Genomic DNA, 15154 nt, shown 5'->3' with positions numbered 1-15154 from the left:
CAGCGATTACCCCTGTCGGATCAAAAGCCTCCGTGGGGTGACTTCCTACAATCCGCTCATCAATCGCAGAACAATAAAGGAAGTGAATATGTCCCACTCCAGCCCTGACGCCCTGCAACAACGTTGCCAGCACATTGTGACAAGCCCGGTACTCACACCTGAGCAAAAACGTCATTTTCTGGCGCTGGAGGCGGAAAACGCCCTTCCCTATCCTGCTTTGCCACAGGCCGCCAGAGCGGCGCTGGACGCGGGATTTATCTGCGACATGTTCGAAGGCCACGCGCCTTACAAACCCCGGTATGTTCTGCCGGATTACGCAAAATTTCTGGCAAACGGTTCAGAATGGCTGGAGCTGGAAGGGGCGAAAGATCTTGATGATGCCCTCTCACTGTTAACCATCCTTTACCACCATGTTCCATCCGTCACATCAATGCCCGTGTATCTGGGCCAACTTGATGCGCTATTGCAACCGTATGTTAAAATTCTAACACAAGAAGAAATCGATAGCAGAATAAAACGTTTCTGGCGCTATCTCGACAGAACACTACCGGATGCCTTTATGCACGCCAATATCGGCCCGATGGATACACCTGTCACACGGGCAATTTTGCGCGCAGATGCTGAACTGAAGCAGGTTGCGCCGAATTTAACCTTTATTTATGATCCTGAAATTACACCAGATGACCTGCTGCTTGAGGTGGCGAAAAATATTTGTGAGTGCAGTAAACCTCATATTTCTAACGGCCCGATGAATGATAAAATTTTCACAAAAGGTCGTTATGGGGTGGTCAGTTGTTACAACTCTCTACCGCTGGCAGGTGGCGGTAGCACGCTGGTACGCCTCAACCTGAAAGCCATTGCTGAACAGAGTGATTCACCTGATGATTTCTTCACCCGCACGCTTCCACACTACTGCCAGCAGCAAATCGCCATCATCAACGCACGCTGCGACTTCCTGTATGAACAATCGGGCTTCTTTGAGAATAGCTTCCTGGTGAAAGAGGGGCTGATAGATGCCGATCGTTTTGTACCGATGTTTGGCATGTATGGCCTTGCTGAGGCGGTAAATACGCTGTGTGAAAAAGCCGGGATCGACGGGCGTTACGGTAAAGATGAACAGGCCAACGCGCTGGGTTATCGCATCAGCGCACAGCTCGCCGCCTTTGTCGAAAATACGCCGGTGAAGCATGGCTGGAATCACCATGCCCTGCTGCACGCGCAGTCCGGGATAAGTTCAGACATTGGGACAACGCCAGGCGCGCGTCTGCCGTACGGTGATGAACCCGACCCAATTAGCCATCTGCTGGCGGTTGCGCCACATCATCAGCATTATCCTTCAGGCATCAGCGATATTCTGACCCTGGAAGAGACGGTAAAACGTAACCCGCAGGCAGTAGTGCAACTGTGTCTGGGGGCTTTTAACGCCGGAATGCGCGAGTTTACGGCCAACGTGGCGGGCAACGATTTGGTCCGCGTGACCGGATACATGGTGCGATTATCAGACCTGCAAAAATACCGCGAGGAAGGGTCGCGCACCCAAACCACGTGGCTTGGAGAAGAAGCCGCACGCAATACGCGTATCCTGGATCGCCAGCCACGGGTGGTAAGCCATGAACAACAGATGCGCTTTAGTTAGTCAGATTATCCCCTTCTCCTGCGTGGACGGGCCAGGCAGCCGCCTGGCCCTGTTCCTTCAGGGCTGTAACCTGCGTTGTAAAACCTGCCATAACCCGTGGACCATCGGCCGCTGCAACGACTGCGGCGATTGCGTTCCCCATTGTCCACACGATGCGCTGAATATTCAGGCCGGGCGAGTCTGGTGGCAGGAAAGCGACTGTAAGCAGTGTGATACCTGCCTGCATCTTTGCCAGCAGCAGGCCACACCGATGGCGCAACGCTTCAGCGTGGACGATATCCTCGCGCACATTCGCAAAGTCGCACCGTTTATTGATGGCATCACCGTGAGCGGCGGTGAGGCCACAACGCAATTACCGTTTCTGGTGGCACTGTTCACGGCGATGAAAGCAGAGCCAGCCCTTCATCATCTGACCCGTCTGGTTGACAGTAACGGCCTGCTCGGGGAAACCGGCTGGCAGAAGTTATTGCCGGTTTTCGATGGTGCCATGCTGGATCTCAAAGCCTGGGGGAACGAACATCACCGCTACCTGACCGGGCGTGAAAACCCGCAAATTAAGCACAGCATCCGCTTGCTGGCGCAGCATAACCGGCTGACCGAACTGCGGTTACTGGTTATCCCTGACCAGTGCGATTATCTGGAACATGTGAAGGCGCTGATCGTGTTTATTCGCTCGCTGGGCAATGTCCCGGTGAGGATCAACGCGTTTCATGCCCAGGGGGTTTACGGTGAGGCGGCCAGCTGGCGTAGTGCAACGCCCGCCGATATTGAGCCACTGGCGTTGGCGCTGGAAAACGAGCAGATCACTGTGATCCGCCCGGCGCTCTATCTATAGCGCAATGCCAAACAGCGAGCGGGTGTTGTTGAGCAAGGCATCTGCAATCACATCCGCTGGCTCGCTGCGCAGTTCGCATAGCGTGTCGAACACGCGCGCCGCCTGTTCCGGGCGATTAGGTTGCCCCTGAAAACCGTTCAGCGGCATGTCGGGAGCGTCGGTTTCCAGCAATAACGCCGTCAGCGGTAGCTGTGCCATTACATCCCGGGTCTTACTGGCTCGCGGGTAGGTAATCGTCCCACCAACACCAATGCGATAGCCCAGCCCGATAAAGCGTTCTGCCTGCTGCAAACTGCCGGAAAACCCGTGCACCACACCGGTACGGGGTAAATTCATGCGTTTCAGGTGCAAAGCCAGTTTGTCGTGGGTACGGCGCGAGTGGAGGATCACCGGCAGATCGTGCTGCTTTGCCAGCCGGAGCTGCGCGTCGAGGATCGTCTGCTGGCGTTCAAAATGCGGATCTTCGCGATAGAGATCCAGGCCGATCTCTCCAATCGCCACCCGCTTCTTCTCCGGCGTGCGTAATATCTCATCCAGCCTGTCGATGTGCTCGTCCAGATGGTGCTCAATCACTATCGGATGCAGGCCTATCGCGGCGTACAGCGCATCATGCCGCCGGGCGAGATCCTGCACACGGTCGAAGTAAGCCGCTTCAATAGCAGGCACGATGATCGCCTGAACGCCAGCCTGTGCGGCGCGATCGATGCTCTGTTCTTCATTACCGGTAAAGGGCGGAAAATCAAAGTGGCAATGGGTATCGACAAAGCGGTGCGTCACGCCAGATCCTCGTTATCAAATGTTGTGTCATTCGCCTGTGGAATGTCGACTCCCGGCATAGCCAGCGCGTCATTAGCCACAATAGCAGGCGGCGTAATGATCCGTTTATGCCGGTGGAAAGGCGGGTGCTCGGCCAGCAGTTTACCTACCGTTGCCAGGAAGTAGCGCCCACAGAGTCGCCCCGTTTTGTAGTCATCACGCAGGGCAGGTAAACGGCTGCCCAGCGCCATACTCAGCAGCGGTTTCGGCGGATAGATCTCAAAGATCCGCAGCTTACCCGGCGGTTTTTCGATAAAGCGTTGCATTGCGCCGTAGCTCGCTTCATGTCGCTGGGCGATATTCACCAGCGGTTGCAGGCTGCTCTCCCCCAGCCAGCGCTCCATGCGCTTGAACCACTGCGGGGTGTAGTACATTTGTGAAGGCACCGTGCGGATCACCACAATGGTTTTAGCGCCTCTGCGCGCGGCTTCCTGCACCGGTACCGCATCGCTGATACCGCCGTCAAGATAGCTCACACCATCAAGCATTGCGCCAGTACGATAGAACCCCGGAATGGCGCTGGAAGCACGAATGATATCGAGCCAGTTCTCTTTTTGCGGTGAAAAATACCCCGGCGTGTAGTCGTCGCCCCGACTGGCACACATCCAAAACTCTTTGCCGGTGTCGAATAGCCGCGACGCCGTGTCCATCGCCAGCGGCATCTGGCTGGAGGTGGAATCTAACAACCAGTCGAGATCGATAAGATTTCCCCCGCGAACAAAGCGCACAGGATTAAAGAAATCCCGCGAGGTGGTGTAACGCATGATCACTTTGCGGGCATAGCCCGGCTGGTTACAGACATAGGCAGAGAGGTTTTGCGCCCCCGCTGAGGTGCCTAAAAAAAGGTCGAATGGGTTGAATTGCGCACGCATAAACTCGTCCAGCACGCCGGACGTGAAGATGCCGCGCTGCCCACCGCCCTCGCACACCAGTGCAAGCTGGCCGGGATGAAACGGCTTAAGCGCCAGCGGCGTAATATTGCCGAGCGTAACGGGAATTCGTTGCCCCACCTCTGCTTTCCTGTGTTATTTGTTTTGTGAATACACAGTAACCTACACCTTACGCCAGGCTCAAACCAGAAAAAGCCAGTCCGGAGACTGGCTTTAATGTTGCTGTCAGAGTGTGTGTCGCTACGGACGGCGTCGTCCGGTAAACAGGCTGACCAGGAACAGAATAATACCGACAACGAAGACAATTTTCGCTGCACCTGCCGCTGTACCCGCCAGACCACCAAAGCCCAGCGCGGCGGCAATTAACGCGATAACCAGAAATATAATGCCCCATCGAAACATAAGACTCTCCTTTACCATAGTTAATGTCGACCGCAAGTCGCGAGCATTCACTGCTAATGATTCCAGGTGTAATTGTTATTCCGTCTTCTGGCCTCAGTCAGAAGAACGAATTGCGATGTGTTACTTCGATTTCAGGTCGTTTTTGACGCTTTTGACACCATCAACCGCTTTCGCAATGGCTTCGGCACGCTCAACTTGCGCCGGGGAATCAACAGTACCGGACAACTGAACCACACCGTCGGTTGTCTCTACTTTCACTTTGCGTGACGGTACGACGTCATCAGCCAGCAGTTTGGCTTTGATTTCACTGGTGGTTGCAGCATCACCGGCATAGCCCTGCATAGAGCCATTTTTACTGTCGCGGACATGCAATTTGTCGCTGACAGAGGTCACGCCTTCTACCCCTTTCGTAACCGCAACAGCCTGTTCAGCCTGGGTCTGGCTTTCCACAAAACCGCTCAGCGTAACGACGCTGCGCTCTGTTTTGACTGAGATATCGGTACTCTTGATGTTTTTATCGTCCACCAGCGCGGCTTTCACTTTGGCAGTGATGGCGCTGTCATCCATGAAGTTACCGACTTTATTCATCGAGCTATCGATTTTTTCCCCCGTGCTTGTCGCCGCGGACTGAGCTTTATCCATCGTGGTGTTTTCTGCAAAAGCAGAACCACTTGTCACGATGCACCCCAGGGCTATGGCCAGCAGAGATTTTGAAATCTTAGGTCTTGTCATATTCATCGATGTGTTCCTGTAGTTTGCTCGCTATTTGAGCGGCTAACGTTCCTTTTCGTTAGTTGTAAATGCTGTGAATAAACCAACAGTCAGTAAGGGAAACCAATTTCATGTAACAAAACAGTCAATTCACCCGACGACGAGGTTAAACACTGAGTTAAATATAGAACAGTCTCGCGGTGTCGCATTCAGAATCGGTCAAAAAACAGGCGAAACAACGAAGAACGGGATGATTTAAGAACATTCCGCAAGGGTCTAATAAGGCAGGGAATTAAGAAGAGCACGGTGAAAACCGTGCTCTGAGAGGGGATTAGTGTTCGCGCGTTTTGCGGAACTGAACGTCAGGATAGCGTTCCTGCGTCAGGTTCAGGTTAACCATGGTTGGGGCGATGTACGTCAGATTATCGCCGCCATCGAGCGCCAGCTGGATCTCGTTCTTACGCTTAAATTCTTCGAATTTCTTCACGTCAGAACACTCAACCCAGCGCGCGGTCGCCACGTTTACAGATTCGTAAATCGCTTCAACGTTGTACTCGCTCTTAAGACGCGCAACTACCACGTCAAACTGCAGCACACCGACCGCACCCACGATCAGATCGTTGTTCGCGATTGGGCGGAACACCTGTACCGCACCCTCTTCGGAAAGCTGTACCAGGCCTTTCAGCAGCTGTTTCTGCTTCAGAGGATCGCGCAGACGAATACGACGGAACAGCTCCGGCGCAAAGTTCGGGATGCCGGTGAACTTCATCATTTCGCCCTGGGTGAAGGTATCACCAATCTGGATCGTGCCGTGGTTATGCAGGCCGATGATGTCACCCGGATAGGCTTCTTCAACGTGAGAACGATCGCCCGCCATAAAGGTCAGAGCGTCGGAGATCACCACGTCTTTACCGATACGCACCTGGCGCAGCTTCATGCCTTTCTCATATTTACCGGACACAACGCGCATAAAGGCCACGCGGTCGCGGTGTTTCGGGTCCATGTTGGCCTGAATTTTAAACACAAAACCGGTGAATTTCTCTTCCTGCGCGACCACTTCACGGGTGTCGGTTTTGCGTGGCATCGGGCGTGGCGCCCACTCCACCAGACCGTCGAGCATATGGTCAACACCAAAGTTACCCAGCGCGGTACCGAAGAAGACCGGGGTAATTTCGCCTGCGAGGAACAGTTCTTTGTCAAACTCGTGAGACGCGCCTTTCACCAGCTCCAGCTCGTCGCGCAGCTGTGCGGCCAGCTCTTCGCCTACCGCTACGTCCAGCTCCGGGTTGTCCAGGCCTTTAACAATGCGCACTTCCTGAATGGTGTGGCCTTTACCGGTCTGATACAGGTAAGTCTCATCTTTATAAAGGTGGTAAACACCTTTAAACAGCTTACCGCAGCCGATTGGCCAGGTAATTGGCGCACAGGCGATCTTCAGCTCGCTTTCCACTTCATCCATCACTTCCATCGGATCGCGGATGTCACGGTCGAGTTTGTTCATAAAGGTGAGGATCGGCGTATCGCGCAGACGGGTAACTTCCATCAGCTTACGGGTACGGTCTTCTACACCTTTTGCGGCGTCGATCACCATCAGACAGCAGTCAACCGCCGTCAGCGTACGGTAGGTATCTTCAGAGAAGTCTTCGTGGCCCGGGGTGTCCAGCAGGTTCACCAGGCAGTCGTGATACGGGAACTGCATCACGGAGGTGGTAATCGAAATACCACGCTGCTTTTCCATCTCCATCCAGTCGGATTTCGCGTGCTGGCTGGAGCCACGGCCTTTAACCGTACCGGCAGTCTGAATAGCCTGTCCGAACAGCAGCACCTTTTCGGTGATGGTCGTTTTACCGGCATCCGGGTGAGAGATAATGGCAAAAGTGCGGCGCTTGGCCACCTCTTGCAGATAAGGAGACAACGTCATAATCAAATCTTCTTTTATAAGCGCGGCAGCACGCCACGCATCATGGAATACAAAATTGCGGCTATTTTACCCATCAACAGGGGGCAGGCAATCATTGTTTACACAGGAGTTGCTCCAGTTCGTTCAATGACGAGACGGTCCAGGTCGGCTGGATACCTTCAGGCTGCACGCGACCGTGCGCATTCAACCAGACGGTCGACAAGCCCGAGTTCATGCCACCCAGAATATCCGACTCGGCGGTGTCCCCGACCATCAGCACGCGTTCGCGGTCAGGATTGCCTGCCTGCGCCAGCGCGTAATCAAAAATACGCGGATCGGGTTTTGGTACGCCCACTTCTTCGGAAATCACCAGCGCATCGAAATGATCGCGCAGGCCGGTACGTTCAAGACGGATCTGCTGTAGTGCCGTAAACCCGTTGGTAATGATGCCCAGTTTCGCCTTGCCTTTCAGGGAATCCAGCAGGGAAACTGCACCCGGCAGCGGCGCGCAGATATCGGCCATCGCATTCAGGAAGGCATCATTCAGTGAACCTGGGCTCACCTTCAGACGCTCTGCCCACACATCAAAGCGCTGATGTTGCAGCTGTAACGCGGTGATAGAACCGTTCTGGTAATCCACCCACAGCGGTTTGTTAACCGCCTGATAGTCCTGAAAATCCTCAGCGGTGAAGGTAACGCTATAATCCAGAAACATCCGCTGTAGGCCACCGAACGAGTCAAACGTAAACAGCGTTTCGTCGGCATCAAAGAAAATCCAGTCCCATTTCATCGTTACAACCTTATTTTAGTTATCCAAGCGGCAGAGCCATGATGATGGCGTCTTCACGTCCCTCTGCGGTGGGGTAGTAGTTACGGCGGATTGTCGCCTCGTTAAAGCCTAAGCTTTCATAGAGTGCGATGGCGGCGACATTCGATGCGCGTACTTCCAGCCACAGGGTGAAAACGTCACGGGTTTCAAGCTCGCGAATTAAATACTCCAGCAGCTCCCTTCCCAGCCCACGGCGCTGAAACGCCGGGTCGACCGCGATGTTAAACAGCGTTGCTTCATCCAGAACGACCTGAGTGATGGCAAATGCTGCCATCGTGCCATCGACATCCAGACGGTAGTTCAGATAGCGGTCGCCCTGGTTACTGGCGAATGTTTTTTCACTCCACGGAAATGCGTGGGCGCGTGTTTCAATCGCGAACGCTGTCGTCAGATCAGGCGTCGTGAGGGAAGAAATCGTGTTCATATTTGCAGATTTGTTGCCACAGCGCGCTGCGCGCTTTTGGGTTTGCTTTTAGCTCTTCCAGTACGGGAGAGCTGATCTGGCTTCCCTCAAGGGCGAGTTCGTCTACCTCTCCCATCCGCCAGCTGTTACAGCGGCTGTCAGGAGGCAGCATCGCGACCCGTTCTGGCGTCAGCTGTAATACCTGATCGGGCGTGAGCTTCAGGCTAAGAAGAACATCGCCAATAAGGGCTTCATTCAGGGCAGGCAGCGCCTCCGCCACCATCACCAGGCGAACATGCGCAGGAATAGCGATAGCAATTTCACCCTGCAACGCCGTCGGGCGACGCAAGGCCCACTGGGTAATACCCAGTTGCTGCAACTGCCAGTCTCGTCGGGATGTCATAGGGAAAGCTCCTGTCTCTCAGGCGCGCAAATATAGCAAATGTGTCGAAAGTGCGCCATCTACCTACTATAATCCCCGCCTGAGTTTATTGAGGAACAATTCATGTCTGCATTTACCCCGGCAAGTGAAGTCTTGCTGCGTCACAGTGATGATTTCGAAGAAAGCCGTATTCTGTTTGCCGGAGATATGCAGGATGACCTGCCTGCGCGTTTCGACTGTGCTGAAAGCCGTGCCCACACCCAATATTACCACCACTGGCAGGTGCTGAGCCGCCAGATGGGCGAGCGCGCGCGCTTTAGCCTGGTGGCAGAGCAGAGCGATATCGCCGACTGCGATACGCTGATCTACTACTGGCCGAAGAATAAACCGGAAGCCCAGTTCCAGCTGATGAACCTGCTCTCCCTGCTGCCAGTGGGTTGCGACATCTTCGTGGTGGGTGAAAACCGCAGCGGCGTGCGCAGTGCTGAACAGATGCTGGAAGAGTACGCGCCTCTGAACAAAGTCGACAGCGCCCGCCGCTGTGGCCTGTACCACGGTCGCCTGGAAAAACAGCCATCGTTTGATGCAGATAAATTCTGGGGCGAATACCAACTTGATGATTTGACCATCAAAACCCTGCCGGGCGTTTTCAGCCGCGACTATCTGGATGTAGGCAGCAAACTGCTGCTATCCACCCTGACGCCGCATACCAAAGGTAAAGTGCTGGACGTGGGCTGTGGTGCGGGCGTGCTGGCAACAGTGCTGGCCAGCCATTCACCAAAAGTACGCTTAACCTTGTGTGATGTCAGTGCGCCAGCGGTTGAAGCCAGCCGTGCAACGCTTGCCGCAAACGGTTTTGAAGGTGAAGTGATCGCCAGCAACGTCTTCTCTGACGTGACCGGTCGCTTTGACATGATCATCTCTAACCCGCCGTTCCACGACGGGATGGAAACCAGCCTTGAAGCGGCGCAAACCCTGATCCGCGGCGCAGTACGTCACCTGAACAGCGGCGGTGAACTGCGTATCGTCGCCAACGCCTTCCTGGCGTACCCGAAAGTGCTGGATGAAACCTTCGGCTTCCACGAAGTGATTGCCCAGACCGGACGCTTTAAGGTGTACCGCACCGTGATGACGCGTCAGGCCAAAAAGTAATCCCCGGATCTGTTTGCCGGATAAGCGTCAGCACCTTCCGGCAAACAGACGTCGCTGTTCCGACCATTTTTGCATCAATCAAGGCATAGCGCGCACTTTTCTGTTGACGAAAAGCTGAAAACATCTAGAATGCGCCTCCGTGGTTACGATACTTTTACAGTATCGATGGTATGCGAAGGTGGCGGAATTGGTAGACGCGCTAGCTTCAGGTGTTAGTGTCCTTTGGATGTGGGGGTTCGAGTCCCCCCCCTCGCACCATAAATCACGTTGATATTGCTCGCACTGGGCGAAGGTGGCGGAATTGGTAGACGCGCTAGCTTCAGGTGTTAGTGTCCTTAGGATGTGGGGGTTCGAGTCCCCCCCCTCGCACCAACGAGGCGATATCAAAAAATAGTAAGATGACTGTGCGAAGGTGGCGGAATTGGTAGACGCGCTAGCTTCAGGTGTTAGTGTCCTTAGGATGTGGGGGTTCGAGTCCCCCCCCTCGCACCAATTATCTTATTATCCCTCTGATGTTCCTTCCGTTTTTTTCTTTATTTCAAACTCATCAGTATCACCAGCATTCCGCTGACCAGCGCAACGCATGATGGCAACAACACAAAGTGCCGTAATTGCTTATGCCAGATCATCGCCGATGTCATCAGTAACCCTGACACAATAATCAGTTTCCAGATGTCGACAGAGAGATCGGCAAACATCAGACCGCCAATGATCACCCCAGGCAACAACACACCCCAGGCACTTCCCAGCGCTTTACTCAACATGGTTAGCTCTCTCACACCAATAATGATAATCAATATCATATGATAATAATTATCACCTGTCAGCACGCGGAACAAGAATTCATCGACCTTTACCTTTCCCATAATGACAGGAAATGTCTAAGGTGATAAATTGCTCACCTGTTAACTGCCGTAACCGTTTTCTGATAATTATAATTCGAATTTTTTTGCACTCACAATTCCAAACCAACACCTATTTGTTTGTTTTAATTAAATAATATTAATAAACGCACTAATATGACATCACAATCCTGGCGTTCTTTGGTCAACAAGAAATATCAATTATCTTTACGTTTGTTTTTATCCTTGAATGCTGCTTCTGCACTGTTCTCGGTAACAAACCCGCTCTATTCTGTCCGCCTGTTATCCATCCCCTTGTTCGCTATTTTTACGCTCAGCATCGGTTTGCTCATCTGGCACTGGAAAAACAAAAAACGAAAAATAAATATTCCTGTTGTTTCAGCGATATTTGGTCTTTTATGGGCCTGGCAAATCACCGCTAAATTTTCGTTGCTTACGCACGATCAGGCCACCTATCTGGTCATGGCATTATTAACGGTGCTTTTTATTGGTTCGCTGGCATTTGTCAGTAATATCAAAGCATTTACGTTGCACTCGTTGCCAACTTTTGTCGTCTGCCTGTGGTTAAGCAATCATGACAGCTGGCTGCGAATGGCCTACTCCTTTGCCCTGCCGATGGTGGCTATTGGTATTCATCACGTTTTACAAAGACGTAATGACAATTTCGCCCAGGAATTGCTTACCCGCTTACTGGAAGAGCGAGAAACCCTTACCGACCTCACCCTGGTGGACCCGCTCACTGGTCTGTATAACCGACGTGGCCTGCAAACCAGGCTCGATAACCTGCCAACGGTGGAAAACGGCGAGCATTTTGTTCTGCTGCTGGATATCGACCACTTCAAGGCATACAACGACCACTACGGTCATATGATGGGCGATCAGGCGCTGATCCGCGTCTCTGCGGCGATCCGTGACGCTGTGCGTTCGCGCGACATCGTTGCCCGCTTTGGTGGCGAAGAGTTTATGGTGCTGCTGACCAACATCTCACTTGAGAATGCGCGACTGACGGCTGAGCGCATCCGCCAGAAAGTGTACGATTTAAAAATCCCGCATATGTTTAATGAAAGCGTGGCAACCAATGTCACCATCAGTATTGGTATTGCCATTTTTGAAGGGGAAGACGTCGAAGCGGCGCTGGAAAAAGCGGATAAAGCGCTTTATGAAGCCAAGCATATGGGGCGTAACAACATCCTGTACAGCGAAGAGCTGCAAACGACTTAACCGCGCTGTCGCACATCCCGGACAAAAGTCTTGCGATCGGTATTATCTATAGTTAGGATTGGCAATCATTATCATTTAGATTCCTATCCGAAACTATGGCCACTCGTACCGCACAAGCCGTTGAGCCTCTACTCTGGCGAGCCAGTCTCTCCACGGGGAGTGTTACGCTTGCGGACGCCATTCGGGAGAAAATCGCCGAAACGCGCGCTCATCTGCTGGATTTCATAAAGCTGGATGAACCGCACCCACATCACGCCATGACGCTTGCTCAATGGCGTACTCCGGTAGAGCGGCAATCCTTGTTTGCCGCCTATTCAGACCATATCTATCGTAACCAGCCCACTATGGCGCGGGAAAACAAACCGCTGCTCTCCCTCTGGGCGCAGTGGTATGTCGGGTTAATGGTTCCTCCGATGATGCTGGCCCTGTTAACCCAGGACGCGATGCTGGACCTCTCCCCGGAATTTTTCCACGTAGAGTTCCACGAAACCGGGCGAGCGGCCTGTTTCTGGATTGATCTCCATGAAGATAAACACGCGGGACACCTTTCTGCCCAGGAGCGCATGGAGAGCCTTGTCACTCGCGCGTTGATCCCGGTGATTGATGCACTGGAAGAGACAGGTGAAATTAACGGGAAGCTAATCTGGAGTAATACTGGTTATTTAATTCACTGGTATCTGACGGAGATGAAACCGCTGCTCGGCGATGAGAAAGTCGAAGCCCTGCGCCAGTCCTGTTTCTTTGCCAAACAACTTTCCGATGGCCGCGATAACCCGCTGTTCCGCACCGTTGTGCCACGTGACGGGCTTCTGGTTCGTCGTACCTGCTGTCAGCGCTATCGCTTGCCGGATGTTCAGCAATGTGGGGATTGTACGCTGAAGTAATGGTGTGATTTTCCCGGCGATGCCCTCTCCCACCGGGAGAGGGTACAAACATCAAAAACGGCAACCGAAGTTGCCGTTTTGCTTTTACCTAGGCAACCTGTTGGTTGTCCTCTCCGGCATTACGCTGTGCTTCTTCTGCTTCCTGCTCCAGCAGCTGCTTCTCGTACACTTTGAAGAACGGGAAGTAGATGATGGCGGAAACCAGCGCCAGCAGAATCACCAGCACCGCAGCACGGAAGTCCCAGCCGAGTGCCCAGGCCGCGCCGACAGGAGCTGGAGCCGTCCAGGGAACAACTGAAATCACGCGTCCAATCAGATCCAGCTTCATTGCCGCCCACGCCAGCACGGCGTTAACCATCGGTGCCAACAGGAAAGGAATAAAGAACACCGGGTTCATGACAATTGGCGTACCGAAAATAACGGGTTCGTTGATGTTAAAGAAGCTTGGTACAACGCTCAGACGGCCAATCGAACGCAGGTGTGCGGAGCGGCTGCGCAGGTAGCAGATAACCAACCCCATCGTGGCGCCCGAACCGCCGATCACGATAAAGAACGTCCAGAACGCTTCCATAAAGATATGTGGCAGCGGCTGGCTGGCTGCCAGTGCCGTCTGGTTTGCACCGAGGTTGGTCAGCCAGAACATTTGCAGCATCCCGGAGACAATTGCCGCCCCGTGGATACCCGCAAACCACAGCAAGTGGCCAATCAGTACCGCCAGCAGGATCGCCGGTAATGAGTCCGCCGCAGAAACCAGTGGTTTAAAGATAGACATAATGGCCTGTGGGATCAGCATCCCAAACTCAGACTGGATCAACAGGCTCAGAGGGTAAAGCGTCAACACCACAACCAGGACCGGGATCAGCAGGTCGAACGAGTTTTTGATCATCGGTGGCACCTGATCCGGCAGGCGGATACCGATGTTGTGCGCTTTCAGGAAACGCATCAATTCCACACAGTAAACGGCAACCAGAATGGCGGTAAAGATCCCTGTGCCGCCCAGGCTGTCTACCGGCAACGTGCCTTTGGTTTTCGGCGCAGCTACCAGCAGAAATGCCATCAGCGACAGCATGGCGCACATGAACGGGTCAAGCTGATGCGACTTAACGTAATGTTTGCCCAGGTTATAGGCGATGGCCGCACAGATATAAATGGACATAATGCCCATAGTCATATCAAACGGCGTCAGGATCTGGCCTTCAAATTGCTTCGCCATATCCAGCCAGGCGCGGGCAAAGCCCCAGGTGGTATCTGGCGAGAATGGTGGGTAAGCAAACACTAACAAGAATGAACCGACGATCATGAATGGCATGGCGGAGATAAACCCGTCACGGATAGCCATCACATGACGTTGGGAGGAGATCCGCCCGGCAATCGGGCTGACATAGTTCTCAACGAAACGGAAAATCAGATTAAACGCAGCATGGTTGGCAGACATAGCAGATCTCCTGTCAGACGTTCGTTTCGGGCGCATTCACGCCACACGTTGTTCCATACATCAGCTTCACAACCTTGCCGGGTCGTTTACCAGCAGTACTGCTCAAACGGAATGGTTTCATAATTTGCTCTTATTATTGGATACAGGGGACGTTACGTAATCAGTATTAATCTCTCACTCACGCTCTGCAACCGGTTACTGTAACCGGTTTCCGTGAATGTGAAGGCGATCCAGAAATCGGCCATATGGGATATTTGTTACTTAAGAGATATTTACAGAGCATAATTTCTTATGACAGATTACGCAGGATATTTGTCAGGAGGAAACAATGAGTTTGCAGTCTGTACAGCAGTTTTTTGCCGACAACGCACCCGAGATAGAAGTGATTGAGCTTAGCCAAAGCACTGCGACCGTTGCGCTGGCTGCTGCCGCTCATCACGTTGAACCGGGGCAAATTGCCAAAACGCTATCGTTAAAAGTGAAAAACGAAGTGATCCTGGTTGTCGCGAAGGGAGATGCGCGCCTGGACAACAAAAAACTGAAGGACACATTTGGCGCAAAAGCGCGAATGCTCAGCAGTGATGAAGTGGTCACCGTCACTGGCCATCCTGTAGGAGGCGTCTGCCCATTTGGGCTGGAAAACCCTCTATCGGTCTATTGTGATGTCTCCTTAAAACAATACCCGGAAGTGCTACCTGCTGCGGGGGCCATTCACAGCGCAGTGCGCATTTCCCCGGAGAGAATGGCTGAGCTAACCTCGGCAAAATGGGTAGATGTCTGCATTTAATCGCAGCG

16 protein-coding genes and 3 tRNA genes are annotated in these 15154 nt (G+C 53.1%); 9 read left to right on the top strand and 10 right to left on the bottom strand.

The features are described from left to right. Window positions 1–88: 88 nt before the first annotated feature. Together F3J30_RS15540 and F3J30_RS15535 are read left to right on the top strand one after the other, a co-directional pair. Window positions 89–1636, top strand: coding sequence for a YjjI family glycine radical enzyme (locus F3J30_RS15540; protein WP_166717824.1), 1548 nt, complete (start codon window positions 89–91; stop codon window positions 1634–1636). Next, entirely contained in the window at window positions 1611–2471 is an 861-nt protein-coding gene (locus tag F3J30_RS15535; RefSeq protein WP_014068801.1) for a YjjW family glycine radical enzyme activase, read from the top strand. The genes F3J30_RS15540 and F3J30_RS15535 overlap by 26 nt, the downstream gene beginning before the upstream one ends. Here F3J30_RS15535 and F3J30_RS15530 read toward each other — a convergent pair. The 8 genes from F3J30_RS15530 to F3J30_RS15495 all read right to left on the bottom strand — a co-directional run bounded on the left by F3J30_RS15530 (window position 2466) and on the right by F3J30_RS15495 (window position 8825). Continuing rightward, entirely contained in the window at window positions 2466–3248 is a 783-nt protein-coding gene (locus F3J30_RS15530) for a TatD family hydrolase (RefSeq protein WP_166717823.1), read from the bottom strand. The two genes, F3J30_RS15535 and F3J30_RS15530, sit on opposite strands and share 6 nt — an antisense overlap. Next, window positions 3245–4297: a patatin family protein gene (locus F3J30_RS15525; RefSeq protein ID WP_166717822.1), complete on the bottom strand. Its 1053-nt coding sequence runs from the start codon at window positions 4295–4297 to the stop codon at window positions 3245–3247. The genes F3J30_RS15530 and F3J30_RS15525 overlap by 4 nt, the downstream gene beginning before the upstream one ends. Before the next feature lie 120 nt (window positions 4298–4417). Beyond that, a complete protein-coding gene (locus tag F3J30_RS15520) occupies window positions 4418–4579 on the bottom strand; it encodes a DUF1328 family protein (protein ID WP_002887716.1) in 162 nt (53 codons plus the stop codon). A 120-nt stretch (window positions 4580–4699) separates the two neighbouring features. Next, on the bottom strand, window positions 4700–5317 hold the full coding sequence (gene osmY / locus F3J30_RS15515) for a molecular chaperone OsmY (RefSeq protein ID WP_166717821.1): 618 nt from the start codon (window positions 5315–5317) through the stop codon (window positions 4700–4702). A 304-nt stretch (window positions 5318–5621) separates the two neighbouring features. Beyond that, window positions 5622–7211 carry a peptide chain release factor 3 gene (prfC, locus tag F3J30_RS15510; protein WP_166717820.1) on the bottom strand — a complete coding sequence of 530 codons (1590 nt, stop codon included), beginning with the start codon at window positions 7209–7211 and terminating at the stop codon, window positions 5622–5624. Between the two features lie 91 nt (window positions 7212–7302). Next, window positions 7303–7980 (bottom strand): pyrimidine 5'-nucleotidase, encoded by a 678-nt coding sequence (yjjG, locus tag F3J30_RS15505; protein ID WP_014068795.1) that lies wholly within the window; start codon window positions 7978–7980, stop codon window positions 7303–7305. A 19-nt stretch (window positions 7981–7999) separates the two neighbouring features. Next, window positions 8000–8443, bottom strand: coding sequence for a ribosomal protein S18-alanine N-acetyltransferase (gene rimI / locus F3J30_RS15500; RefSeq protein WP_014068794.1), 444 nt, complete (start codon window positions 8441–8443; stop codon window positions 8000–8002). Beyond that, window positions 8412–8825 (bottom strand): DNA polymerase III subunit psi, encoded by a 414-nt coding sequence (locus F3J30_RS15495; RefSeq protein WP_014068793.1) that lies wholly within the window; start codon window positions 8823–8825, stop codon window positions 8412–8414. The genes rimI and F3J30_RS15495 overlap by 32 nt, the downstream gene beginning before the upstream one ends. Before the next feature lie 102 nt (window positions 8826–8927). On the opposite strand from F3J30_RS15495, the gene rsmC reads away from it, so the two are divergent. The 4 genes from rsmC (at window position 8928) to F3J30_RS15475 (ending at window position 10448) form a co-directional block, all read left to right on the top strand. Next, window positions 8928–9956, top strand: coding sequence for a 16S rRNA (guanine(1207)-N(2))-methyltransferase RsmC (gene rsmC / locus F3J30_RS15490; RefSeq protein ID WP_166717819.1), 1029 nt, complete (start codon window positions 8928–8930; stop codon window positions 9954–9956). Between the two features lie 172 nt (window positions 9957–10128). Next, window positions 10129–10214: transfer RNA gene (locus F3J30_RS15485), tRNA-Leu, on the top strand. A gap of 28 nt (window positions 10215–10242) precedes the next feature. Next, a tRNA-Leu gene (locus F3J30_RS15480) sits at window positions 10243–10328 on the top strand. 34 nt (window positions 10329–10362) lie between these two features. Next, window positions 10363–10448 (top strand) — tRNA-Leu (locus F3J30_RS15475). 41 nt (window positions 10449–10489) lie between these two features. Here the strand turns inward: F3J30_RS15475 and F3J30_RS15470 are convergent. Further along, a complete protein-coding gene (locus F3J30_RS15470; RefSeq protein ID WP_074392804.1) occupies window positions 10490–10759 on the bottom strand; it encodes a DUF1435 domain-containing protein in 270 nt (89 codons plus the stop codon). A 216-nt stretch (window positions 10760–10975) separates the two neighbouring features. Here F3J30_RS15470 and F3J30_RS15465 point away from each other — a divergent pair, with 216 nt between their 5' ends. Then, window positions 10976–12040 carry a diguanylate cyclase gene (locus tag F3J30_RS15465; protein ID WP_166717818.1) on the top strand — a complete coding sequence of 355 codons (1065 nt, stop codon included), beginning with the start codon at window positions 10976–10978 and terminating at the stop codon, window positions 12038–12040. 95 nt (window positions 12041–12135) lie between these two features. Further along, window positions 12136–12924 carry a siderophore-iron reductase FhuF gene (gene fhuF, locus F3J30_RS15460; RefSeq protein WP_166717817.1) on the top strand — a complete coding sequence of 263 codons (789 nt, stop codon included), beginning with the start codon at window positions 12136–12138 and terminating at the stop codon, window positions 12922–12924. An 88-nt stretch (window positions 12925–13012) separates the two neighbouring features. Here fhuF and F3J30_RS15455 read toward each other — a convergent pair whose 3' ends face one another. Further along, entirely contained in the window at window positions 13013–14359 is a 1347-nt protein-coding gene (locus F3J30_RS15455; protein WP_166717816.1) for a PTS sugar transporter subunit IIC, read from the bottom strand. Window positions 14360–14687: 328 nt separating this feature from the next. On the opposite strand from F3J30_RS15455, the gene F3J30_RS15450 reads away from it, so the two are divergent. Beyond that, a complete protein-coding gene (locus tag F3J30_RS15450; protein ID WP_014068787.1) occupies window positions 14688–15146 on the top strand; it encodes a YbaK/EbsC family protein in 459 nt (152 codons plus the stop codon). The last annotated feature ends 8 nt before the right edge of the window (window positions 15147–15154 follow it).

Origin of the sequence: Enterobacter sp. Tr-810, assembly GCF_011752765.1 — a bacterium.
Classification (GTDB): domain Bacteria; phylum Pseudomonadota; class Gammaproteobacteria; order Enterobacterales; family Enterobacteriaceae; genus Enterobacter; species Enterobacter soli.
Note: the sequence above shows the minus strand (reverse complement) of the source record. Positions and strands in the feature narration are given on the sequence as shown.